Source organism: Paludibacter propionicigenes WB4 (assembly GCF_000183135.1).
In the GTDB taxonomy this organism is placed as follows: domain Bacteria; phylum Bacteroidota; class Bacteroidia; order Bacteroidales; family Paludibacteraceae; genus Paludibacter; species Paludibacter propionicigenes.
Window position 1 is genome coordinate 164,822 of sequence record NC_014734.1, and the last position, 24,235, is coordinate 189,056.

Annotated in this window: 18 protein-coding genes; 10 read left to right on the plus strand and 8 right to left on the minus strand. The window is 38.3% G+C overall.

All coding sequences use genetic code 11. The features are described from left to right. Positions 1-50: 50 nt before the first annotated feature. On the plus strand, positions 51-1,529 hold the full coding sequence (ilvC, locus tag PALPR_RS00700) for a ketol-acid reductoisomerase (RefSeq protein WP_013443671.1): 1,479 nt from the start codon (positions 51-53) through the stop codon (positions 1,527-1,529). Positions 1,530-1,781: 252 nt separating this feature from the next. Here the strand turns inward: ilvC and PALPR_RS00705 are convergent, their stop codons facing one another. Together PALPR_RS00705 and PALPR_RS00710 are read right to left on the minus strand one after the other, a co-directional pair. Then, a complete protein-coding gene (locus PALPR_RS00705) occupies positions 1,782-2,669 on the minus strand; it encodes an RES domain-containing protein (RefSeq protein ID WP_013443672.1) in 888 nt (295 codons plus the stop codon). Positions 2,670-2,772: 103 nt separating this feature from the next. Continuing rightward, complete coding sequence (locus tag PALPR_RS00710) at positions 2,773-4,527, minus strand: DNA polymerase III subunit gamma/tau (protein ID WP_013443673.1); 1,755 nt, start codon at positions 4,525-4,527, stop codon at positions 2,773-2,775. A 90-nt stretch (positions 4,528-4,617) separates the two neighbouring features. Here PALPR_RS00710 and PALPR_RS00715 point away from each other — a divergent pair, with 90 nt between their 5' ends. Beyond that, positions 4,618-5,016, plus strand: a complete 399-nt coding sequence (locus tag PALPR_RS00715; protein ID WP_013443674.1) for an FtsB family cell division protein — start codon at positions 4,618-4,620, stop codon at positions 5,014-5,016. After that, on the plus strand, positions 5,013-5,351 hold the full coding sequence (locus PALPR_RS00720; protein ID WP_013443675.1) for a hypothetical protein: 339 nt from the start codon (positions 5,013-5,015) through the stop codon (positions 5,349-5,351). Before PALPR_RS00715 ends, PALPR_RS00720 begins: the two co-directional genes overlap by 4 nt. A 70-nt stretch (positions 5,352-5,421) precedes the next feature. Here the strand turns inward: PALPR_RS00720 and PALPR_RS00725 are convergent, their stop codons facing one another. Beyond that, entirely contained in the window at positions 5,422-6,027 is a 606-nt protein-coding gene (locus PALPR_RS00725) for an OmpH/Skp family outer membrane protein (protein ID WP_013443676.1), read from the minus strand. A 269-nt stretch (positions 6,028-6,296) separates the two neighbouring features. Continuing rightward, a complete protein-coding gene (locus PALPR_RS00730) occupies positions 6,297-6,872 on the minus strand; it encodes a superoxide dismutase (RefSeq protein ID WP_013443677.1) in 576 nt (191 codons plus the stop codon). Between the two features lie 264 nt (positions 6,873-7,136). On the opposite strand from PALPR_RS00730, the gene PALPR_RS15225 reads away from it, so the two are divergent. Then, positions 7,137-7,613, plus strand: a complete 477-nt coding sequence (locus PALPR_RS15225) for an SPOR domain-containing protein (RefSeq protein ID WP_013443678.1) — start codon at positions 7,137-7,139, stop codon at positions 7,611-7,613. Between the two features lie 60 nt (positions 7,614-7,673). Here PALPR_RS15225 and PALPR_RS00740 read toward each other — a convergent pair whose 3' ends face one another. Together PALPR_RS00740 and PALPR_RS00745 are read right to left on the minus strand one after the other, a co-directional pair. Further along, entirely contained in the window at positions 7,674-9,038 is a 1,365-nt protein-coding gene (locus PALPR_RS00740) for an MATE family efflux transporter (protein WP_013443679.1), read from the minus strand. Positions 9,039-9,202: 164 nt separating this feature from the next. Beyond that, positions 9,203-10,528: a PhoH family protein gene (locus PALPR_RS00745; protein ID WP_013443680.1), complete on the minus strand. Its 1,326-nt coding sequence runs from the start codon at positions 10,526-10,528 to the stop codon at positions 9,203-9,205. Positions 10,529-10,896: 368 nt separating this feature from the next. Between PALPR_RS00745 and PALPR_RS00750 the strand changes: the two genes are divergently transcribed. Both PALPR_RS00750 and glgP read left to right on the plus strand, forming a co-directional pair. Continuing rightward, a complete protein-coding gene (locus PALPR_RS00750; RefSeq protein WP_013443681.1) occupies positions 10,897-12,549 on the plus strand; it encodes a glycosyltransferase in 1,653 nt (550 codons plus the stop codon). Between the two features lie 191 nt (positions 12,550-12,740). Further along, entirely contained in the window at positions 12,741-15,305 is a 2,565-nt protein-coding gene (gene glgP, locus PALPR_RS00755) for an alpha-glucan family phosphorylase (protein WP_013443682.1), read from the plus strand. A gap of 92 nt (positions 15,306-15,397) precedes the next feature. Here glgP and yaaA read toward each other — a convergent pair whose 3' ends face one another. Together yaaA and PALPR_RS00765 are read right to left on the minus strand one after the other, a co-directional pair. Further along, on the minus strand, positions 15,398-16,165 hold the full coding sequence (gene yaaA / locus PALPR_RS00760; protein ID WP_013443683.1) for a peroxide stress protein YaaA: 768 nt from the start codon (positions 16,163-16,165) through the stop codon (positions 15,398-15,400). A gap of 135 nt (positions 16,166-16,300) precedes the next feature. Beyond that, positions 16,301-17,947 (minus strand): diphosphate--fructose-6-phosphate 1-phosphotransferase, encoded by a 1,647-nt coding sequence (locus PALPR_RS00765; RefSeq protein WP_041620527.1) that lies wholly within the window; start codon positions 17,945-17,947, stop codon positions 16,301-16,303. A 445-nt stretch (positions 17,948-18,392) separates the two neighbouring features. Here PALPR_RS00765 and PALPR_RS00770 point away from each other — a divergent pair, with 445 nt between their 5' ends. The 4 genes from PALPR_RS00770 to eutC all read left to right on the plus strand — a co-directional run bounded on the left by PALPR_RS00770 (position 18,393) and on the right by eutC (position 24,172). Continuing rightward, complete coding sequence (locus tag PALPR_RS00770; RefSeq protein WP_013443685.1) at positions 18,393-20,258, plus strand: DEAD/DEAH box helicase; 1,866 nt, start codon at positions 18,393-18,395, stop codon at positions 20,256-20,258. 355 nt (positions 20,259-20,613) lie between these two features. Next, entirely contained in the window at positions 20,614-21,987 is a 1,374-nt protein-coding gene (gene eat, locus PALPR_RS00775; protein ID WP_013443687.1) for an ethanolamine permease, read from the plus strand. Next, positions 21,987-23,372 (plus strand): ethanolamine ammonia-lyase subunit EutB, encoded by a 1,386-nt coding sequence (locus tag PALPR_RS00780; RefSeq protein ID WP_013443688.1) that lies wholly within the window; start codon positions 21,987-21,989, stop codon positions 23,370-23,372. The genes eat and PALPR_RS00780 overlap by 1 nt, the downstream gene beginning before the upstream one ends. Continuing rightward, the gene (gene eutC, locus PALPR_RS00785) at positions 23,369-24,172 is read left to right on the plus strand and encodes an ethanolamine ammonia-lyase subunit EutC (protein ID WP_013443689.1); all 804 of its coding nucleotides are present in this window, start codon (positions 23,369-23,371) and stop codon (positions 24,170-24,172) included. The genes PALPR_RS00780 and eutC overlap by 4 nt, the downstream gene beginning before the upstream one ends. The last annotated feature ends 63 nt before the right edge of the window (positions 24,173-24,235 follow it).

A 24,235-nucleotide genomic window follows, 5' to 3' on the forward strand; every position in this document is an offset into this window, starting at 1 on the left:
AAAACTACCCAAAAATTCCCCTTATTCAGGGGTTAGGGGTTATTTGTAACATGGCAAATTATTTTAGCTCACTTCCTCATCGCCTGAAAGTTCAGGAACTAGGAAAATGTGATTTTATGCAAAGCAGCGAATTCGCTGATGGAGTGAAAAAACTTATTGGAAAAAAGATCGTGGTGGTAGGCTGTGGTGCACAGGGTTTGGCTCAGGGTCTTAACATGCGCGACAGTGGTTTGGATATTTCTTATGCATTGCGTCAGGTAGCTATCGACCAAAAAAGGGCTTCTTATGAAAATGCTAAAAACAACAACTTTGTAGTCGGATCGTTCGAAGAATTGATTCCTACTGCCGATTTAGTAATGAATCTGGCACCTGATAAACAACATACTTCGGTAGTAAATCAGGTAATGCCTTTGATGAAAAAAGGAGCTTGTTTATCTTATTCGCATGGTTTCAATATTGTGGAAGAAGGAACTCAAATCCGCAAAGATATTACAGTTATCATGGTGGCTCCAAAATCGCCTGCATCCGAAGTTCGTGCCGAATATCTTCGCGGTTTCGGTGTTCCTACGCTGATTGCCGTTCACCCGGAAAATGATCCGAATGGCGACGGATTGGAAATAGCCAAAGCTTATTGCGTGGGTACTGGCGGTCACAAAGCCGGTGTACTTCACTCTTCTTTCGTGGCTGAAGTAAAATCGGATTTGATGGGTGAGCAAACTATTCTTTGCGGACTGCTGCAAACCGGTTCTATCCTTTCTTTCAACAAAATGGTTGAAAAAGGAATTGATCCTGCTTATGCATCGAAGTTGGTTCAATATGGTTGGGAAACTATTACCGAAGCCTTGAAAATTGGTGGTATCACCAATATGATGGATCGTCTTTCTAATCCTGCTAAAATTGAAGCGTTTAAATTGGCTGAAGAGCTTAAAGATATTATGCGTCCATTGTTTATCAAGCACATGGATGATATTTTGTCTGGCGAATTCTCTAAAACCATGATGGAAGACTGGGCTGCAGGCGACAAAAACTTGTTGACATGGCGTGCCGAAACAGGTGAAACAGCATTCGAAAAAACTCCTGCAGGTGATGTTGAAATCTCGGAACAAGAGTATTTTGATAATGCTACATTGATGGTTGCGTTTATCAAAGCAGGTGTTGAGTCGGCTTACGAAACTATGACTTGTTCGGGTATCAAGAACGAATCGGCTTACTACGAATCGTTGCACGAAACTCCACTTATTGCCAACACCATTGCACGCAAGAAATTGTTCGAAATGAACCGCGTTATCTCCGACACGGCTGAGTACGGTTGCTACTTGTTCGATCATGCATGTAAACCGCTTTTGGCTGACTTTATGAAGAAAATTGATACCAACGTTATTGGTAAAAACTTCAATGCTAGCAGTAACGGACGTGTTGATAACTTCGAATTGGTAAAAGTCAATGCGGCTATCCGTAATCATTCAATCGAAATTTGTGGTGCTGAGCTTCGTGCTGCCATGACTGCGATGAAAAAAATTGTAGAATAATAACCGTAGAGACGCAAGGTCTTGCGCCTCCAACATAACGATAATCAAACAAGAGCTGTTTCAGATTGGAGACAGCTCTTGTTGCATTTGTTCTGTTTGTATAAATGATTTTTTGAAGTTTTCGTGGCTAACGGAAATAAGAGGTTTGTTCAAAGTAACCTTGCGCCAATGACGCAAGCATCTGATAATTAGTGTCTGCGTTAACTATACAAGTTAGGCGAATTGATTGAATTCTACTGTAAATAGGTTAATTTATAGTGTGGTATATTTTAAGTCATTATGTATTTTATTTTGAATACTCTCAGGAATTTTTTTGAAAGATTGCCAACTTAAAAACCCATTATTATTAAACCCGACATTTAAAATTTCAAATTCGATAGAAAAGTCTAATTTATGAAGTTTTTTAACGTTTAGTTGTATCACATATTCCAGTTCCATCTCTTGCAGAACAAAGTTAGGATGAATGGCAAAATTCAATTTATTGTTATCTGTTCTTATACTGGGGTATAATAACATGTCTGCAGAGTACTCATTCATACCATACAAATGGTCGTAACCAATAAAAGATGTAACATAGTGTTGTTCTTTTACAAAACACTCACTTAAATAAACAAAAGCATCGTATGCCTTTCTTTGCAAATTCTCGTTTTCGCTAAATAAATCTTTAAATTTATCAAATGATACAAAATGACTTTCTGAATCTGAATTTTCAGGCATGTTTTTAGCAAATGTAAAAGTTGCTAGTTTGACTTCTTTATTTCCTCTTACTATCCATTTGCTTAAATAGTAAACTTTATCCTTAAAGTCATCTTCATTAACCATTTCGAAAAAGGGTGTTGTTGGAGATTCGCTACAGTAGAAAACAGGATGGTATGGAATGTTGGCTCGTCCAAATTTAGTAAGTGCAGATGGAGGGTAAGAAAACTCAGATATTAGCCCGATATTCATATAATGTCTAGATTCGGTTAATCTCCAATAACTCGTATTATTAATACAAATAGGTCTGAAAAGGATTGGAAATGAATTTTTTGAGTGTTCTAGTAATACCGACTTCAATTCTTCAGAAGGTAAGTTTTCGATTTTTTTTAGTTTTTCAATTTCCTTGATGTAATCTTCTACTGAAAAAATATTGTCGTCCATTATCTTATTTTTTAGCAAAGTTCTATGATTGCAAAGAGAAAAACCATTATTTCAGTATTGTTACCTCGCTATCATAAGCAAAGAAACTTCTTTTAACTGCCATTTAATCAATTTCAAGTTGTAATCCGTTTTTCAGAATATCAAGTGCCGGGTTTTGTTCAGCCATTATTCTGTAGCGGTCTTCGGGTGATGTAGCGCGCTGTACGGCAGTTTCCTCCATTACTTTAATCGTCATTTTGACGTGCGAATTTTCCAGTCGGGCATGGATAAAGCTTTGAATATCCTGTTGGAGACGTTTCAATTCTTTTTCCTGCAGGATGTTGCTTACCGTAATCTCGAAAGTGGTTTTTGACGTCATTTTCGGATATGTGCTCAAAAAGAGACTGGTCATTCTACCCTGTTCGGGGATGGTTTCGGCAAATTGCTGCCAGGCTTGTAGCAATGCTTCTTCGCTAAAATCTTTATTCAACACCGATGAAGGTGCTTCGTTTACCGTTTCGTTTGCTGCTGTTTGCTGCTCTATGTTGCTTTTTCCGGGTGCTGTTATCGATATACTTCCCGGACGGACAAAACTAGGTTTTGAATCAGCTACTACATCTTTGGGTTTGGGAGTTATTACAGGTCGTGTAACAGGCGGGGCTGTTTGCACAGGTGTCGTTACTTTGTTTACTACAGGTTGTGCTACAGTTGGCTCCGAAGTTGCCGCTACCTGAATTTTTTGAATTGGCGCAGGCTTTTCGTCAGTTAGTATGGACTTTTTTTTTTCATCCGTCAGTTGGCACAGACGAATTAAAGCCAGTTCTACCAGCAGTCGTTTATTCTTACTTTGTCTGTAGTCAATATCGCAATCATTGCTTATTTTAAGTGCCTGAAACAGAAAATCGGGCGAGCAATTCTGAGCCTGTGTTTTATAACGTTCTCCAATGTCGGCTCCCACTTCAAGCAAGCTTATCGTTTGTGGATCTTTGCTTACCAGTACGTCGCGCAGGTGAGAACTGAGTCCGGTGATAAAATGATGCGCATCAAAGCCTTTGTTCAATACTTCATTGAATAATAGCAGCGACTGGCTTACATCACCTTTCAGGAAGGCTTCCACAAGCTTGAAATAATACTCATAATCCAACACGTTGAGATTCTCAATTACGCCCTGATATGTAATGTTGTTGCCACAGAAGCTCACCAACTGGTCGAATATCGATAATGCATCGCGCATTCCACCGTCGCTTTTCTGGGCTACTACATTCAGTCCGTTTACATCTACCGTTACGCCTTCTTTTTCGGCCACCATTTGCAGATGTTTAACCGTATCGGCCACCGTTATCCGGTTGAAATCGTAAATCTGGCAACGCGAGAGAATCGTAGGGATAATCTTATGTTTTTCAGTAGTAGCTAAAATAAAAATAGCATGTGCAGGTGGCTCCTCCAGAGTTTTCAAAAAAGCGTTGAATGCACCTTGCGACAGCATGTGAACCTCGTCAATGATATAGACGCTATACTTTCCAATTTGTGGTGGTATGCGCACCTGATCGGTCAGCGATCGGATATCGTCTACACCATTATTCGAAGCTGCATCAAGCTCGTGGATATTGTACGAACGTTGCTCGTTAAACGATACACAGGATTCACACTCATTGCAGGCTTCAAAATCGGAAGTAAGATTCTGGCAGTTTATGGTTTTGGCAAATATACGCGCACAGGTAGTTTTACCAACTCCACGCGGTCCGCAAAACAGGTAAGCATGGGCCAAATGATTGCTTTTGATGGCGTTTTTGAGGGTTACAGTCAATGAAGATTGACCGACAACCGAGTTAAACGTCGATGGGCGATATTTGCGCGCCGAAACAATGAAATTTTCCATAAACCGAATTCTTTTTTCTGCTTTTGAATGCAAATATACTGAAAATAGATGGTTCGGTTCGCACAAAAAAAAGATTTCTGAAAAAAAAGGATGAACGTAAAATTTGCTTACCTTTGTCAAACAAATATAGATGTTGTCAGACGCCTGAATCCAGCTTTTTTGCGCTGGTTTGATTGCAATATTATGCCTGAAATAAAGACTAAAGGGAATAGACTCAGAAAGATACTTTTAAATAAATATCTTATTGTGTTTTTGATTTATGCTGTGCTCGTTACTTTTTTCGACGACCATAGTTTAATTCATCGTTGGCAGTCTCATCAACGCATCGTGGAGATGGAAAAAGAGTTGAAATTCTTTCAGGATGAGATAAAAACCAATAAACAAAAGAAAAACGAACTTCAGTCCAGCAAGGAAAATCTGGAAAAATTTGCCCGCGAACATTATTATATGAAAAGGGAAAACGAAGATATTTTTATAATCAAAGAATGAACAACCAACAATTTCTGAAATTACTTTTTATAACGGGCGGAACGTTGACTCTGGCCGGTGCTTTGTGCAAACCGCTCAACGTAGCTTATGCTCCTTATATTTTTTCTACAGGTGCTGCTCTATTGATTATTTATCAGCTGAAAAGTGCGTTTGATAACAAGTCGGCTGATACACGCCAACGACGTTTGGGAGCCAGTGGCTTTTTATCCAGCGTTGCTCTGGGTTTGGCTGGTTATTTTATGTTTACGGGTACCAAGTATTGGGTACTCATGCTGTTGATTTATGCGCTTTCCACTCTTTTCCTTAGTTTCAGAGGAGGAGCTGCAAAACAATAAAATTTTATTACAACAAAAAGCGCTAATCTAAAATTTTAGATTAGCGCTTTTTTGTTCTTCTTTATGAAGGTTATTTCTTTGCCGCATAACGTTCGTTAAGCGCTTTGGTTACTTCTTCGGTAATATCATAGCCTTTGTCAGCATATAAAACGTTATCACTCGATGTATTGCTAATAATTAATTGGTATTTATGGTCTTTGTTAAACTGTTTCATAAATACATTAATGGTATCGCGCAGTTGTTCGCTCATTTTTTGTTGAATCTGCATTAATTGTTTACTCAGATTGCCATCCAACTCCTGAAGTTCTTGTTGTTTCTTTTGTAAACGAGCTTGTTCTTGTTCTGCACGGTCACGACTTAAGAAAGCATTGTTGTTTAATTTTCGTTGAAATTCGTCCATTTCTCCTTTTAATTGAACGGCTTTCGAATTAATCGTAGCACGAGATTCCTCTTGTTTTTTGATAAGAGATTCGTTAGCGTCTTTTGCAAATTGATAATGCAATAGCAATGAGTCAACATTTACATAGGCAATGGGTAATTTGCCGGATATAATGGTGTCTTTCCCTGTTACAGCATGCTTTGTGGCTGAATTTGATTTATTACTTAGTACTAACACAAAAAGAACTACAATAGCTACTGCCAGCACGGCATTAATGATGAGAGATAAGTTTTTCATTCGCCTAATTAATCTAATGTTGTTTTTAGAGATTTTGATTCAATTCCAACGCTTTCTTTGAAATCCGACTGCAAAGATAATTTTTTTGAAACATTTCAGTACAAAGGGCATCCGATTTTTAGGAAAAAGAATGTTTAGTTGTATTTATTAACTATTGTAGCTCGAATTGCTAAAATTGATAACAGAATAATTTTCATTCTTTTAGGATAAGAAAAAGGCGAAATGAGGTTTAGTTCATTCCGCCTTTGAAGTTGATTTTTCGTGTGTTTTTAATATCTCTCCGAAACTGTTTTCCAGTCTACTAAATCCCAGAGCGCAGCCACATAATCAGGGCGGCGATTTTGATAATCGAGATAATAGGCATGTTCCCAAACATCAAATGTAAGAAGTGGAGTCAATCCACGTGTGATTGGGTTGCCGGCGTTACTTTCTTTTACAATAGATAATTTGCCTTCAGCATCTTTTACCAACCAAGCCCAACCTGAACCGAATACAGATACTGCCGCTTTGTTGAATTCTGCTTTAAAATTATCCAGCGACCCCCAGGCTGCATCGATAGCTTTTGCTAGTTTTTCGCTTGGTACGCTTCCTTTGTTGGGTGTCAGCGTTAGGAAATAAAATGTGTGATTCCAGATTTGCGCTGCATTATTGAATATCGGACCTTCCGACTTTTTTACGATTGATTCCAGATCAGAATTTTCAAATTCAGTTCCTTCAACTAGCCCATTTAGGTTGTTTACATAGGTTTGATGATGTTTTCCATAATGAAAACTTATTGTTTTCTCGCTGATTACTGGTTCTAGTGCGTTGTGTGCGTAAGGTAATTCGGGCAATGAAAATTTCATGACTTAATTGTTTTATGAGTTAATAAATTATATAAAGTTTTTCTTTTCTTATTCTAAAACGTCATTTAGCGACATTTTGTTTGAACGAGACCATGTTTTTTTGTGAATTTTTTCGATACTATTGTTTAACTGCTTTTTTCTTATCATCTTTGCACTTCATACCGACTTAGTTGAAATTTTAAGCAAGCGAGTATACTACTCTTGTTTTGTAAGTCCGAAATATAAAAGCAAATATTGTACAATTAAATAAATAAACAAAGAAACATGAAAACAATCCGTTTAATCTTGGCACTTGCTGTAGTCATGCTGGCTACTTCAGCTTGTAAAACAAAGCAGAAAATAGCCGAAATTCCTGCCGGCGCAAATATTCAGGCTGCTGCCCCAAAAACAACTGTTACAAATACAATAGCCGCTCCTTCTCCTACCTATCAAGCTCCGGAAAATGTAAAAACAGCTGAAAATGAAGTTACCCGTAACGAAAATTTTAGTTTAGTAGATGGCGAAGCCGGATCACTAAATTATAAATATCACGTTGTTGTTGGTAGTTTCGGTAAACAAACCAATGCTAAAGGACTTCAAACTACTCTGAAAGCTGAAGGAAACAAAGCTTTAATCGTTGTAAACGAAAAAGGTATGTACCGTGTGCTTATATCTTCTTTTAATGACTACAATCAGGCTCATGCCCGTATCAAAGAAATTTCTAACAGATTTCCTGATGCGTGGGTTCTGGTACAAAAGTAAAAGATATTTTTCATAACAATACGAAGAAGAGAAAGCAGAAATGTTTTCTCTTCTTTTGTTTTATGCCCGCCGAGGCGTTGTGGCCTTGAACCTCCTGACAAAAAGGAAAATTGTAACATAGGCTACGATCGATGCCAATCCATCAGATACCGGCATAGCAGTCCATGCTCCTGTAACCCCCAAAAAGCGAGGGAAAATTAGTAAACAAGGAATCAAAAATAGAAACTGTCGCGTCAGACTCAAAAATATTGAAACCTTGGCTTTACCAATGGACTGGAAAAAATTGGTAATTACTATCTGCGAACCAATAATGGGAAACATAATAACTGATATCTGAAGAGCTTTTGCAGCTATTGCCTGTAATTTGGCATCGGTGGTAAATAGTCTGGCAATAAGTGTTGGTGCAAATGTTCCAATCAAAAATCCCAGTGTAGTTATGCAGGTTCCGATCACTATGGCATACTTAAGTGTCTTAAACATGCGCTCAAAGTTCTTTGCACCATAATTAAACCCGACAATGGGTTGCGTACCCTGATTCAGACCAATAATAATCATTACTATCAGGGTGTTTATACTGTTGATAATACCGAATGCTCCAATTGCCAAATCGCCACCATAATGAATTAATGTAGTATTGACTAATATGACGACGAAACAGGTGGCCAGTTGCATGCTGAAAGGTGAGAGTCCAATGCTGATGATAGATAGTATTATTTTTTTTTCTAATTTGAAGTTCTTGCGGTAGAACCGAATATTGGAATCCGGTTTGAGAAAATGTGTCAAAACCCAGATTGTTCCTACGAAGTATGAGATATTTGTAGCATGTGCCGCACCCTGAATGCCCCAATGAAATACGAATATAAATATCGGAGCCAGAATTGCATTGAGTACAGCACATATAATCATAGTGTACATGGCTTTGTGAGGATAGCCCGAAGCTCGCATAATATTGTTAAAACCGTAGCTTAACGCTGAGAAGATTCCACCGGGAATAATTACCCGCATAAAATCCTCTGCATATCGTGTGGTGTTTTCGGTTCCTCCAAACAGGTGCAATAAATCATGCATGAATATGTACGAAAGGATAATGACCGTGCCGGATATAATAAAGGTGAGGGTAAGCGCATTGCCCAGAATCTTTTCTGCTTTTTCTTTGTTGTTTTCACCCAGGGTAATGGATATTCTGGCAGCCGAACCTGCACCCACCAGCATGCCCGATGCCATAAGCAGAATCATAAAGGGAAAGGTTAGTGCCAAACCTGAAATGGCTAACGGACCAACTCCCTGCCCGATAAAGATTCTATCTACAATATTGTATAACGACATAACCACAGTTCCCACAATCGCAGGGAGTGAGTACGTCCAGATGAGTTTGCCGATCTTTTCGGTTGCAAGATTGTTTGTAATTTCGGCCTGACTCGTCATAAATAATAGTTGAATTGAAATTAAAACCCCGCGAAAGCTGAAATTGTTTAATGAAAAAACTTCTGTTATTATTTAAAGTTGGAAACGAATTCCTCTCGAATTTAAAACAAAGTCACTTGCTCGGTTTGAGTAACTATAAAATGATATAGTTTTCGTAAAAGAATCTATAGAAGATCACTCGCCAATTCGGATAAAAAGCTTCTTTCGCCTTTCACCAAATTAATGTGAGCAAAGATGTTTTGCCCGCGCATGCGATCAATCATATAGACCAGTCCATTAGAAAACATGTCCAGATAAGGCGAATCTATTTGTTGTACATCGCCCGTGAAAACGATTTTTGTACCTTCTCCGGCTCTTGTAATAATTGTTTTTACCTCGTGAGGTGTAAGGTTTTGAGCTTCGTCCACAATGAAAAAAGTTTCGCTCAGGCTTCGTCCGCGGATATAGGCCAGGGCTTCGATTACCAGTTGTTCGTTACGTTGAAGTTCTTCTATCAGTCTTATTTCCTTACCCTGATAGGAGAAATTATGTTTTATCACATTCAGGTTGTCGAACAGGGGTTGCATGTAGGGAGCCACTTTTTGCTTCTCATCTCCGGGTAAAAATCCTAAATCTTTGTTTCCCAACGCTACAATAGGTCTGGCCAGCAAAATTTGCTTGTACGATTCGTTTTTCTGCAAGGCGGCAGCAAGTGCAAGCAAAGTCTTTCCTGTTCCCGATTTTCCGGTTAGTGCCACCAGTTTAATGTCTTCGTCAAGTAACACATTCATTGCAAAAGCCTGTTCAGCATTCCGGGGTTCTATGCCAAAGGAGCGCTCTTTTTCTACACGTTTTACCATACCTATCTGAGGATTGTAACGTGCCAACACGCTTGAACGAACACTTTTAAGTATGAAACATTCCTGAGGCTCAATGTCTGATGCGAAGTCAAGATCCTCAACCGGGATGGTGCCATCGCCAGTGTATAATTTATCTATCAACTCAGGTGCAATATTGTCATAGGTCTCATAATTTTTCTCAAAAACATTGAAATCGGTTACTTTATCGTTGATGTAATCTTCTGCTTCCAGCCCGAGCGAAAGGGCTTTCATTCGTAAATTTATGTCTTTGCTTACGAGAATTGTTTTGTTCTTCTTTTTATCTTCGCGCAAGACATAAGTTGCGGCAAGAATACGGTGATCGGGCGTTTTTTCAACAAATGATTTTGAAATAACTTCCGGATATTCACCACCGGTAATGATAAAAAGCTTACCTTTCCCGGCTCCAAGGCTTGCTCCTTTTGTAAATAATTGATCATCCGCTATTAAATCCAGTTCGCGGGTAAATTCTCTGGCATTGAAATTTATTTGTTCGTTCCCTTTTTTAAAGTGATCAAGCTCTTCAAGTACTACTATTGGAATGTAAATATCATTTTCTTCGAAATTATGAACGCATTTATAATCGTGTAAGATAACGTTAGTGTCTAAAACAAAATTTTTCTTAGTACCCATACTTGTTTAACTTGTTGATAATGAATAATAAATAATTAACATCACATTTGACAATAAAAATAGGCATTATTGCTGAATAAAATGCTGTTTTTGTATATATAGTTTTCAACATTATGGAGGCAGCAAATCCTATAAAGTAAAGAAGCACTCACCGCATTAAAATGTCAGTACGCCGTTTGGCTGTTTAGTTGAAGCTTTTCTTAATTTATTGCTATGAGATTCTTAAAAATAGAACAAATTGTTTGATTTTATGTTTTAAAACATGTAAATCGATGTTTTTTGCTGTTTAAATTCGTCTGGAAATACGAAGTTAACAATAATTCCAATCTAAATGTATTACATTTGCAATCATTTTAAAATTAAAATTCATGTCGAAAACATTGAATCCGGAATATATTTTTGAAACCAGTTGGGAGGTGTGTAATATGGTTGGAGGTATCTACACGGTATTGTCAACTCGTGCTGCTACTTTGCAACAGTCGCATCCTGACAAACTGATATTTATCGGACCCGATGTTTGGTTGGATAAGCCCAATCCATTGTTTGAAGAAATTCCCGATTTATATAAGGATTGGAAAGAATTTACGGATGCAGAGTATGGCTTGAAAATACGTATAGGCAGATGGGATATTCCCGGAAAACCTATCGCTGTACTTGTTAACTTTTTGCCGTTGATGGCTCAGAAGAACGAGATTTATGGTCGGGTTTGGGAACTGGTGGGTGTCAATTCAATAGCCGCTTACGGAGATTATGATGAATCATCGATGTTCGGTTATTCCACCGGTATGATTATCGAAAGTTATTATCGTTTTTTTAAGTTGACTTCCGATAATCAGGTAGTTGCGCACTTTAATGAGTGGATGACTACCTTTGGGGCTTTTTATATACAAAATGGTGTACCCGAAATAGCTACATTATTTACAACTCATGCTACTTCTATCGGCCGATCAATAGCCGGAAATCATAAACCTTTGTACGATTACCTTGCGGAATATAACGGCGACCAAATGTCATACGAGTTGAACATGGTTTCAAAACATTCTACCGAAAAGGTGGCAGCTCATACAGTCGACTGTTTTACTACGGTGAGCGAAATTACTGGAATTGAATGTGAACAACTGCTAGACAAAAAGCCGGACGTAATTACTCCCAATGGATTTGAGGATGACTTTGTACCACAAGGAAAGAATTTCGCACAAAAAAGAAAAGAAGCCCGGGAAACGTTACGAAAAGTAACGGAAACATTATTAGGGTATGAACTATCGTCTGATGCGCTGTTGATAAGCACTGCCGGACGATACGAATATAAAAATAAAGGTATTGATACTTTCCTTGAATCGTTGAAAATATTGTCTGAAAAGGAATTGACTAAAGAGATAGTGGCATTTATCATGGTGCCGGGACATATAAAAGGATCAAGATTAGACTTGATTTCCAGTTTACAACATCCTGAAATTAAACTGGATTCTACCAACAGATTCACTACTCACGAACTTTATGATTATTATAATGATAATGTGATGTCTGCCATTCATTGGTTTCACTTTAATAATCAAGCATCGCAACGTGTGAAGATTGTGTTTGTACCTTCGTATCTGAATGGGGCTGATGGAGTTTTTAATAAATCGTATTACGATTTGCTTATAGGAATGGATCTAACGGTATTTCCATCTTATTATGAACCTTGGGGTTACACTCCTTTGGAGAGTGTAGCTTTTGCCGTGCCAACTATTACTACAGATCTCTCGGGATTTGGTCAGTGGGTTTCTCATAATCCTCAGCCAATTAAAAATGGAGTTGGAGTGATTCACAGATCAGATTATAATGGTTATCTGGTGGCTACTCAAATAGCAGAAATGATTTTTGACTTTGCGGCTTATGATGAAACAGAAATAAAAAAAGTTCGTAAAAGAGCTTCAGTTATAGCAGAAAAAGCTCTTTGGAAGCATTTTATTCATTTCTATGATAATGCTTACCACATAGCGCTCACCAATAGAAATAAAAGATTGAGTATTGGATAATTTTTTATAGGTGAGGATCTTCGTTCTCTGCAATCGTTTGAAATGAATATCGATTTTTTTGAGTATCTTGTTGCCAGTTCATTTCATATTTTGCGTATTTTTGTATTGAAATATATTAATAAATTACAACAATTGCTTTTTTAATTATTATTCTTGGAATAACGTATTAGTTACTAAATAGATAAAAGCGTATGAAAATCAAAGTTAACAATGTCAATGATGTGAACTTAAAGGAAATCAGTGTAAAGTCGCACTTGCCTGCAAGTTTGAATAAATTAGATGAAATTGCTCAAAATATCTGGTGGACCTGGAATAGTCATGCTAAAAGTTTGTTTCGTCAAATAGATAAACAGGCTTGGATTGAGGCTTCATCAAATCCTGTTTTACTACTGAATATTTTGAATTACGAAAAACTGGTTGCTTTAGGTCAGGATGCTGCATTCATTAAAAAGGTAGATGCTGTTTATGATGATTTTCAGGCTTACATGAATGTTCCAAAAAATACGAAAGTACCTTCGATAGCTTATTTCAGTATGGAATACGGACTCACCGAGGTTCTGAAGATTTATTCAGGAGGTTTGGGTGTGTTGGCCGGAGATTATCTGAAAGAAGCAAGTGATTGCAACGTTGACCTGACCGCAGTCGGATTTTTATATCGCTATGGTTATTTTACTCAATCTCTGTCTGTAGATGGTCAGCAAGTTGCTGTTTATGAGGCTCAGAATTTTAATAATTTGCCAATTCAGCAACTGAAAGATGCTAACGACGAGCCGATAGTGGTTGAAGTTCCCTATCCCGGACGTACAGTTTACTCACACGTATGGAAAGTTTCGGTTGGGCGTATAGCTCTTTATTTGCTTGATACCGATAACGATATGAATAGTGAATACGATCGCTCTATTACACACCAACTTTATGGTGGCGATTGGGAAAATCGTATGAAACAAGAGATTATGCTTGGAATTGGTGGTATTCTGACTCTGAAAAAACTGGGAATAGAGAAAGAAGTTTATCACTGTAATGAAGGACATGCTGCACTGATAAACACCCAACGCTTGGTTGATTTGATTGCAGATAAGAATCTGACATTTAATCAGGCGCTTGAGATTGTTCGTGCAAGTTCGCTTTATACGGTTCATACACCGGTTCCTGCCGGACATGACAGCTTTGAAGAAGGATTATTCCAAAAATATATGAGCGAATATCCGGCTAAACTTCAGTTGAGTTGGGACGACTTTATCGATATGGGTCGTGAGCACCCCGGAGATCATAACGAAAAATTCAGCATGAGTACTTTTGCATGTAATACCTGTCAGGAAGTGAATGGTGTTAGCTGGTTACATGGAAAAGTGTCTCAGGAAATGTTCAATCCTATCTGGAAAGGTTATTTCCCAGAAGAATTGCACGTTAGTTACGTTACGAATGGAGTTCACTTACCTACATGGACTTCTTCAGATTGGAAAGCAATTTACGAAAAATATTTTACTAAGGCTTTTTATGCTGATCAGTCTAATATGAAAATTTGGGAAGGTGTGTATCAAATTCCGGATGAAGAAATTTGGCATACCCGTATGAATTTGAAAATAAAACTGATAGATTATATTAAGGATCAGTTCCGCGAAAACTGGTTGAAAAATCAGGGTGATCCATCGCGCATCGTATCGGTACTGGAAGCTATCAATCCCAAAGCGTTGATTATTGGATTCGGTCGTCGTTTTGCTACTTATAAGCGCGCACATCTTTTGTTCACAGACCTGGAGCGTTTGGAAAAAATTGTAAATGATCCTCTTCATCCTGTTCAGTTTTTATTTACAGGAAAGGCTCACCCTGCTGATGGTGGCGGACAAGGATTGATTAAACGAATTATCGAAATATCGCGTATGCCTCAGTTCCTTGGAAAAGTTATTTTCCTTGAAAACTACGATATGCGATTGGCAAAACGCTTGGTTTGTGGAGTTGATATATGGTTAAATACACCGACTCGTCCTTTGGAGGCTTCTGGAACTTCAGGAGAAAAGGCTCAAATGAATGGCGTGTTGAATTTCTCCGTTCTTGATGGCTGGTGGCTTGAAGGATACGTGAAAGGTGCCGGTTGGGCATTGACAGAAAAGCGTACTTACGAAAATGATATGCATCAAGATCAACTCGATGCAGCAACCATTTACAGTATGCTGGAGAATGAAATAATACCATTGTATTTTGCCAAAAATACTAAAGGATATTCGCCGGAGTGGATACAGGTTATCAAAAATTCATTAGCTCAAATCACACCTCGCTTTACTACAAAGCGTATGATTGATGACTATATTGCTCGTTTTTATACCAAACTGGCTACACGTTCAGCATTGTTAAAGACGAATGATTATGCCAAAGCAAAAGAAATTACTGCATGGAAAGAAAAAGTTGCTGCTGGCTGGGATAAAATTCAGATAGTTTCAATGGATGTGCCTGATAAATTAATCCATAATCCACAAGTTGGTGAGATTAACACAATTGATATTGTTATTGATGTTCATGAAATTAATGATAATGGTATTGGAATAGAGCTTGTTGCTACTAAATTAGGAAAGAACAATGTGGACACTCTCTATAATGTAGAAGAGCTCAAACTGGTGAAAACAGAAGGAACGAAACTGTTCTTTAGTATTGAATATCAGTTGAATATGGCGGGGTCATTTAAGTATGGTTTCCGTATGTTCCCTAAAAACGAAGATCTTCCTCATCGTCAGGATTTCTGCTATGTACGTTGGATTTAGAGTGAATTTAATTTCAAACAAAAAGACCGGATATATATCTGGTCTTTTTTGTTTGAAATACTTCTTAATTTTCAGGATTTGAGCAGGATGTATCATCGGGTAAAGACGAATTTACTTTCTGTAGATAGTTGTGGACTGAACCAATAACCTTCCGCGTTAAATCCTTTCAGATCTTCCACATTGTCAATCTTATTCTCAATTACATATCGTACCATCATACCTCGTGCTTTTTTGATGTATATCACTATCGGTTTGTATTCATCGTTCTTGTATTGCAAAAAGTCAAAGTCTATGACATTGGCTTGAAGCAGTTTTTTATTGATAGATTTCATGTATTCTCCGGATGCCAGGTTGAGCAGAGTTTGCGAACCACCAGATGCTTTAACTGCATCATTAAGAGCTTCGGTAATTTTATTCCCCCAGAATGCATATAAATTATTGCCGGCATCGGTTTTTAATCTTGTGCTTACGTCTAAACGATAGGGCTGAATCAAATCAAAAGGGCGAAGAACTCCGTAAAGTCCGGACAAAATGCGTAAATGTGACTGCAAGTATGTAAGATTCTCAGAAGACAGACTTTTTGCGTCCAACCCATGGAAAACCTCTCCATTGAAAACAAATACGGCCTGTTTTGCATTTTTGCTTGTAAAAGGACGTTGCCAGTTGAAGTGACGGTCAACATTAAGTTGAGCCAGGTTACTGTTCACATCCAGCAATTTGGCTAATTCAGATAGTGATAATTCCTTTATTTTGTTGATGAGTAATTCTGCCTCATCCATGTATTGAGGTTGAGTATGTTTTTTTACAACATCTTGAGGCTCAAAATTCTGTATTTTTGCAGGTGATAAGAGAAGCAGCATATTTTTCGGTTTTTAGTTTTTCAAAGCTACACATTTTCACTCAATTATCAAATTCTAAAATCATAAATGCATAAAAAAAGAACGGACTTACTTTTCAGTAAATCCGTTCTTCTGATATATACTCCTGATAAGGTGTTATTTTTCTTGTTCCAACAATAAAGTTCTTGTTGGTTGGTCGCACACTTCAGTTGGTCCGTAGTATTGAATTGGTCCCGGATAGATGTAGCTTGATTTTTCATCACCCCAGCTTTCGCGGTGTTTCGCAAAGTATTGGAATGGAGCGCCATCAAGTTGAACCAATGCTTTCTGAATAACAGGTTTCATTTTTCCGTGACGTTTTTCCATATTCATCATCATGGTGATAGGCACACCACCAGCAATCCATTCGGCAGCAGGAGCTGTAAGATTACGAACCGAAGACATGTATCCGGTTTTTCCTTCAGAGATAAGAACCGAAGCAGTATAACCTAATGAATATGTGTAATCGGCATCAAAGTTTGAAGGGATAGCACAACGGCCTTCGTAGCCAAAGAAGTGATTAAGAGCGGAGAATTTGCCTTTGTAAGAACCTTCGGCTTTCAATTGAGCCAAACGTTTAGCAACCATTTCGATTAATAATTTCTCGGTTTCAATCAGAGACACCTGAACATTACCGTGTGGGTCGCGATCCAATGTTAATTGTTTTGCGATTCCTTTTGGTAAGCTGCGGTAAACTTCTGCACTAACTGGAGACAACATACCTTTTACATATTGACGTTTTTCTTCGTCTGTATTCAATGCATTGAAATCTTCGTTGTGAGCCAGTAAGTCGTTTAATTCGGAAATTAATTTTTTTACCGCCGGAATGAATTCGATCAAACCTTCTGGAATTAAGATTGTTCCGAAGTTTAACCCGTGTTCTGCACGATGAACAATAACTTTAATAATATCGTCAACTACATCGTTCAATGTTTGGTTTTTAGCCTCAACTTCTTCAGATACAATACAGATGTTTGGCTGACTTTGCAAAGCGCATTCGAGCGTAATGTGTGATGCTGAACGTCCCATTAAACGAATAAAGTGCCAGTATTTTTTAGCTGAGTTTGCGTCACGTTGGATGTTACCGATTAGTTCAGAGTATACTTTACAAGCAGTATCAAAACCGAAAGAAGTTTCGATCATTTCGTTTTTCAAATCACCATCAATAGTTTTAGGACAACCGATCACCTGGATTCCGGTCTTTTTCTGAGAATAATACTCTGCCAATACACAAGCATTGGTATTTGAATCATCTCCTCCAATAATAACGATAGCATTGATACCTAATTTTTTGCAAATCTCAGTTCCTTTGTCATATTGCCATTCTTCTTCAAGTTTGGTACGACCTGAACCAATAATGTCAAATCCACCGGTATTGCGATATTCATCAACGATTTCTTTTGTAAGCTCGATATAATTATGATCAACCAATCCGCTTGGACCAGCCAAAAAACCATATAATTTGTTGTTAGGATTAAGCGCTTTTAATCCATCAAATAATCCGCAAATTACATTGTGTCCACCGGGGGCTTGTCCACCAGATAAAATAACACCGGCAGCTACTGCAGGATATTCTTTCTTAACTCCTGCTTCAAAAGAGATTAACGGCATTCCGTAAGTGTTCGGAAACAATGTTTTAATGTCAGCCTGGTCAGCAACTGATTCGGTGGCAGCACCTTCTTTTAAAACAACATTGCCTTTAAGAGCAGTGGGCAACTTTGGTTGGTAGCTTGCACGTGCAATTTGCAAAGGACTTTTGATCATTGGTTTCATGTTCTGTATAGTTATAATTGTTTGATATTCAAATATATGTTTCTGCGTAAATTTGCTGACAAAATTAATGAAAAATTTCAATAATACAAGTAAGTAAATGGTTAGAATATCCGATTATTTATAGCCTTGAAAGTTATGAAGTTTTTATTTTACGGAATGGTGTATATTTATTGAATAATTTTACTACCTTTGCACCCGATTTATAAACAACTATACGTTGTGAGTAAATATCCGATTTATACTGCTTTAACCAGAGCAGTCTGCTTAAAAAAGGGTACACGTTTTTTGAAACGAATGAAGCCCGAATCCAATTTTTGTTCTTTTTAAGAATAGAATGTACATGAGGGTTCTATGAGATGAAAAAATTCAATGCGAATTTGAACTCATAAAAATATCGCCGGATGACTACTCGTAAACGTGTACTAAAAACAAACAAATGACATTTAGAGAATTGAATTTGAAGGACGATATATTATCGGCCATCGAAGAACTTGGGTACGCGCAACCTATGCCCGTACAGGAAAAAACCATCCCTTTCATGCTTGAACAAACGGCTGATTTGGTGGCTTTAGCGCAAACGGGTACTGGTAAAACTGCAGCTTTTGGGTTGCCGGTACTGAACATGATAGATGCTGGTCGCAAACAGGTGCAGGCTTTAGTGTTGGCTCCTACACGCGAATTGTGTATTCAGATAGCAAACGACTTGAAAGGCTATTCAAAGAATATGCGCGGTATGCGTATCGTGCCGGTTTATGGAGGTGAAGATATTCGTACGCAACTACGTCAGTTGGATACTGCTCCTCAAATTATCGTAGCTACTCCCGGTCGTCTTATCGATCTGATTGAGCGTGGAAAAATCGAATTAGGAGCTATTGACTTTTTGGTTCTTGATGAAGCTGATGAAATGCTCAATATGGGTTTCAAGGAAGATATTGAAACTATTTTGGAGCGTACTCCGGAAACGCGTCGTACGATGCTTTTTTCGGCTACAATGCCTAAGGAAATAGCCAATATAGCTAAACGCTATATGAAGAATTACGAAGAAATAACTGTTGGAACTAAAAATGCAGGTTCGGAAAATGTAGAACATATATATTACGTATCGCAAGCCAGACAACGTTATTTAGTGTTGAAACGTATTGTAGATTTAAATCCGGATATTTACGGTATTGTATTCTGTCGTACCCGTCAGGAAACCAAAGAAGTAGCGGATAAACTGATGCACGATGGTTATAATGCAGATGCACTACACGGAGACCTTTCTCAGGCTCAGCGGGATAATGTGATGCAAAAATTCAGAATCAGAAATATTCAGTTGCTTGTTGCTACCGATGTTGCTGCACGTGGATTGGATGTTAGTGATCTTACCCACGTAATCAACTATAACTTGCCGGATGATGTAGAGGTTTATACACACCGAAGCGGTCGTACAGGTCGTGCCAATAAAAAAGGTATAGCTGTATCTATTATCCATTCTAAAGAGCGATTCAAAATCAAAGATATTGAACGTATGCTTCGGAAGACCTTTATTCAGGAGCAAATTCCTAATGGATTGGAAGTGTGTAAGAAACAATTGTTTTATATGATTGACCGCATGGAAAATGTGGAAGTTAGCGAAGAACAGATTGAAACTTATATGCCTCAGATTATGAAACAATTGGAATATCTGAGCAAGGAAGAATTGCTCAAACGCTTTGTTTCATTGGAATTTAACCGTTTTTTGAGTTATTACAAGAATGCCGAAGATTTGAACTTGCCGGAACGTAGCGAACGTGGTGAGCGAGGTGAACGTAATGGCGATAGAAATGATCGTGGTTCTAAATCCGGTGGCAAGGTTAGATTGAAAATGAATGTAGGTGAGCGCGAAGGTATCGATCCAAAACGTTTTCTGGGAATTATAAATGATGTAACCGGCGATAAGTCGATTAGTATCGGATCAATAGAAGTAACCAACAAATTTACATTCTTCGATGTTTTCTCCGATCAGGTAGAAAAAGTAGTGATGGCGTTTGCCGGTGAAACCGATTATATTGTAGCTGAAGCCAAAGGAAGTAAATCTTTCGAAGGTGGTGGTAGCCGTAAACCTGAGTATCGTGCTCGTGGAAGTTATGGCGGTAGCCGTTCAGGAGGCGGATATCGTGGAGGTGATCGGGAATCGCGTCCGGCTGCAACAGCAGGTGCCGGTGAAAAACCATGGCGTAACCGTGATTTGGGCGATAGAAGTAGCCGTCCTTCAGGAGGAAGTGACCGTAGAAGTAGCTCAAGCTATAAAGGCGGTTCTTCTTCATACAAGAAGAGATAAGAATTTGCTTAGATAAAAGAAAGACGGATAACTCAGATGTGAGTTATCCGTCTTTTTTTATGCCTGGGAGTAATGTGTAATTGCGTTTGATGCTTTTTCACGGTTTTATGTTTCGATATGGTGTTCATGTTTGTCGAAAAGTAATAAATTGTTATTGTGTTCTTGTTTTATTGTATTTTTGATAGCTTTTATTGATAAAATATATCACTATGTCTACTTTTGCATTTGAATAACATATTTATGATATCTATTGTTTTAAAAATGGATCATAATGGTATTTTTATAAGAGAAGTTCAATGTTCTTATTTTGTTTGCAAGAAAAGGACATATTTTATAATTCAAAAAACAATTACGTATGGAAACTACAAAAAAACAAAACGCGCCAACATTGGAACGTAAGCTCGGACCGGTATCTTTATGGGGTTTGGGAGTCGGATTTGTTATCTCGGGAATGTATTTCGGATGGAATCTGGGATTACCTGTAGGCGGAACTCTGGGATTAGCTATTGCTACTCTTTTTATTATTGTCATGTATTTGTGCTTTACATTTAGTTATACGGAGTTAGCTTGTGCTATTCCTAAAGCTGGTGGTGCCTTTGTGTACGGCAGAAAATCACATGGAAATAGTTTTGGATTTTTGGCAGGTATGGCTCAGGTTGTTGAGTTTGTGTTTGCACCTCCTGCAATTGCAGCTGCCATCGGGGCTTATTTCCATTTGTTTTTGCCGGAGTATTCCACCACGTCAATCGCCGTAGTAGCTTATCTTCTTTTTACAGCATTGAATGTTTCAGGTGTCAAGACTGCTGCCCGGTTCGAATTGTTTGTAACTATACTTGCCGTTGGAGAGCTTTTAATCTTTTCGGGGGTAACATTACCTAAATTTGAGATGTCTAATTTGTCAATCAATGCATTTCCGAATGGAATTGGTGGAATATTTGCGGCTATACCTTTTGCTATTTGGTTTTTTCTGGCTATTGAAGGTGTTGCAAATGTTGCGGAAGAGACAATTAACCCACAGCGAAATGTACTAATCGGTTTAGGTTCGGCAATTTTTACTCTAGTTGTGTTGGCCATATTGACTTTTGTATCTTCCATTGGTGTAGGTGGTTGGGAAGCCGTAGTTTATCCAGCTCCGGGTGCTGCTGCTACAGACTCACCGTTACCACTGGCTTTAACTCAAATAGTAGGCAATAGCAGCTTTTTGTATCACATGCTTATTTTTATTGGTTTGTTTGGACTGGTTGCCTCATTTCATGGTATTATATTGGCCTCTGGACGTGCTGTTTATGAAATGGGAAAAGAAAACTTTCTTCCACCTGTATTGGGTAAAATCAGTAAGAAATTCCACACTCCGGCAGTTGCATTAATTGTAAATATGTTTATCGGAATTATAGCTCTTTTCTCAGGTCGTACTGGAGAAATCATTACGATTTCGGTTTTCGGAGCTCTTACATTGTACATAGTATCGATGTTGTCAGTATTAAAACTGAGAAAAAGTGCACCTGAACTTGAAAGGCCTTTCAAAGTTCCGTTTTTCCCATTGACTCCAATTGTTGCGTTAATTATTGCTGTTATCTCATTGGTGGCTGTGGTTTATTACAACTTACAATTGGCCGGAATATATGTAATTATAATGGCTGTGTCATTTGCATGGTTTAAAATAGCATCCTATCAAAAAGCTAAGTTAGGGGAAGAAGAAGTTGTTTCAGAGGTTGTGACAAAAGATTAATGATGAAAAGATCTACTAGTATCGGTTTTAATACATATTCATTCAATTCACTGAAAGAATTGCTTGCTAAAGCATCTCCTGAGCGATCAGGAGACTCTTTGGCGGGTGTTTCGGCAGGCTCCAATGAAGAAAGAGTTGCGGCGCAGATGGTGTTGGCCGATACATTTTTATCCGATTTTTTAAAAGAAGAGATTATTCCGTATGACGATGATGAAGTAACCAGAGTAATTTTTGATACGCATGATTTCGTTGCATTTCAACGAATTTCTAACCTGACTGTGGGTGAATTTCGAAACTGGTTATTAATGGATGAGACTGATGAAGCAGTTTTGAGAGAGATTGCCCCGGGATTAATTCCGGAAATGGTAGCAGCTGTTTCTAAGATTATGCGTAATCAGGATCTGATTCAGGTCGCATCCAAAATCAGTGTAATTACTTCATTTCGAAATACTATCGGATTAAAAAACAGAATTTCCGTAAGACTCCAACCCAACGATCCTACGGATGATATGAAAGCTATTGCAGCCAGTGTGCTGGATGGGCTTTTTTATGGATGCGGAGATGCGGTTATTGGAATTAATCCGGCGACAGACAATTACCAGCAGGTTTGTAAATTAATTCATATGCTGGATGAATTGAGGGAGAAATTTGAGATCCCGACGCAAAGTTGTGTACTTACGCATATCACTACCACAATCAAAGCCATTGAAAATAAAGTTCCGGTAGATTTGGTTTTTCAGTCCATTGGAGGAACCCAGGGCGTAAATGAGAGTTTTGGAGTGAATTACAATCTTTTAAAAGAAGGTTACGAAGCGGGATTGAGTATTAACAGGGGAACGATAGGAAATAATTGCATGTACTTTGAAACAGGTCAGGGAAGTGCATTATCAGCCAATGCTCATCACGGGGTAGACCAACAAACTATTGAAACGCGTGCTTATGGACTTGCTCGTTGCTTTAATCCCTTGTTGGTTAATACTGTGGTTGGGTTTATTGGACCTGAATACCTTTATGATGGTAAGCAGATTATTCGGGCAGGATTAGAAGATCATTTCTGTGGCAAATTATTAGGTTTGCCCATGGGAGTTGATATTTGTTATACTAATCATGCCAAAGCCGATCAGGATGATATGGATGTGTTGTTGACTTTACTCGGAGTTGCCGGTTGTAATTTTATAATGGGTGTGCCCGGAGCTGATGATATTATGCTGAATTATCAAAGTACTTCGTTTCATGATGCATTGTATGTCAGATCGGTACTTGGATTGAAGCCGGCGCCGGAATTTGAGGCATGGCTCATTAAAATGAATCTTTTCAGTGATACAATGAAACCTGTCGAATTACGCCAAAATTATCAGTTCTTTTTAAATGCATCATCGTTATGATTAGCCGAGAAGAAAAAACTATTATTGCCAGCAGTTGGGAGTCTTTAAAAATACACACAAAAGCCAGAATTGCAATCGGGCGTTGTGGAAGTTCTATTCCAACAAAAGAATCGTTGGCATTTAAACTGGCACATGCACGGGCAATCGATGCGGTACATGTACCGCTTCAAAAGGAATCGGTAAAAAATACGTTGGAGGAAATTTGTGACAATCAGGTGCTGTTGATTCAATCCGGTGCTACGGATCGTGCTGTTTACCTGCAACGGCCGGATTTAGGCAGAACGCTTTCTGAAAATTCTATCAGGTTAATCAAAGAAACTCAGAAAGAAAGCGCGTACGATATTGCGATGGTTGTTGCCGATGGGCTTTCATCTGTAGCCATTGAGAGTAATATTTACTCCTTGTTTAGCTTGCTTTTGCCGGAACTCAAGCGCAGGAATTATTCTTTAGCGCCAATTTGTGTTGTTGAGCAGGGTAGAGTGGCTATTGCTGACTCTGTGGCAGAGCTGTTTAATGCCCGAATGTCTATTGTTTTTATTGGCGAACGTCCGGGTTTGACGTCTCCCGATAGTATGGGGATTTATATCACCTATGCGCCGGTAAATGGCACAACCGATGAACGACGAAATTGTATTTCGAATGTACGTCGTGATGGCCTCTCCTATGCAGCTGCAAATTCCAAACTATTGTATCTTGTGGATGAGTCTTTCAGACGTAAGTTGTCGGGCGTGAATTTAAAAGATGAACAAGATGATATGCAATTGCCGGAATCCGATACATCACTCGTTCTGACTGAGTAGCGAAAATTGAGATAATTAATTTACGGATGGTTCAGAAATGGACTGTCCGTTTTTTTATTGTTT

Excerpts from the sequence above, each read along its gene's own strand:
- PALPR_RS00715 (WP_013443674.1), top strand. The coding sequence starts at position 4,618 with ATGAACGTAAAATTTGCTTACCTTTGTCAAACAAATATAGATGTTGTC.
- PALPR_RS00725 (WP_013443676.1), bottom strand. The coding sequence starts at position 6,027 with ATGAAAAACTTATCTCTCATCATTAATGCCGTGCTGGCAGTAGCTATT.
- eat (WP_013443687.1), top strand. The coding sequence starts at position 20,614 with ATGGAAACTACAAAAAAACAAAACGCGCCAACATTGGAACGTAAGCTC.
- PALPR_RS15225 (WP_013443678.1), top strand. The coding sequence starts at position 7,137 with ATGAAAACAATCCGTTTAATCTTGGCACTTGCTGTAGTCATGCTGGCT.
- glgP (WP_013443682.1), top strand. The coding sequence starts at position 12,741 with ATGAAAATCAAAGTTAACAATGTCAATGATGTGAACTTAAAGGAAATC.
- PALPR_RS00705 (WP_013443672.1), bottom strand. The coding sequence starts at position 2,669 with ATGGACGACAATATTTTTTCAGTAGAAGATTACATCAAGGAAATTGAA.
- PALPR_RS00780 (WP_013443688.1), top strand. The coding sequence starts at position 21,987 with ATGATGAAAAGATCTACTAGTATCGGTTTTAATACATATTCATTCAAT.
- ilvC (WP_013443671.1), top strand. The coding sequence starts at position 51 with ATGGCAAATTATTTTAGCTCACTTCCTCATCGCCTGAAAGTTCAGGAA.
- eutC (WP_013443689.1), top strand. The coding sequence starts at position 23,369 with ATGATTAGCCGAGAAGAAAAAACTATTATTGCCAGCAGTTGGGAGTCT.
- PALPR_RS00765 (WP_041620527.1), bottom strand. The coding sequence starts at position 17,947 with ATGATCAAAAGTCCTTTGCAAATTGCACGTGCAAGCTACCAACCAAAG.
- PALPR_RS00750 (WP_013443681.1), top strand. The coding sequence starts at position 10,897 with ATGTCGAAAACATTGAATCCGGAATATATTTTTGAAACCAGTTGGGAG.
- PALPR_RS00730 (WP_013443677.1), bottom strand. The coding sequence starts at position 6,872 with ATGAAATTTTCATTGCCCGAATTACCTTACGCACACAACGCACTAGAA.
- PALPR_RS00770 (WP_013443685.1), top strand. The coding sequence starts at position 18,393 with ATGACATTTAGAGAATTGAATTTGAAGGACGATATATTATCGGCCATC.
- yaaA (WP_013443683.1), bottom strand. The coding sequence starts at position 16,165 with ATGCTGCTTCTCTTATCACCTGCAAAAATACAGAATTTTGAGCCTCAA.
- PALPR_RS00720 (WP_013443675.1), top strand. The coding sequence starts at position 5,013 with ATGAACAACCAACAATTTCTGAAATTACTTTTTATAACGGGCGGAACG.
- PALPR_RS00740 (WP_013443679.1), bottom strand. The coding sequence starts at position 9,038 with ATGACGAGTCAGGCCGAAATTACAAACAATCTTGCAACCGAAAAGATC.
- PALPR_RS00710 (WP_013443673.1), bottom strand. The coding sequence starts at position 4,527 with ATGGAAAATTTCATTGTTTCGGCGCGCAAATATCGCCCATCGACGTTT.
- PALPR_RS00745 (WP_013443680.1), bottom strand. The coding sequence starts at position 10,528 with ATGGGTACTAAGAAAAATTTTGTTTTAGACACTAACGTTATCTTACAC.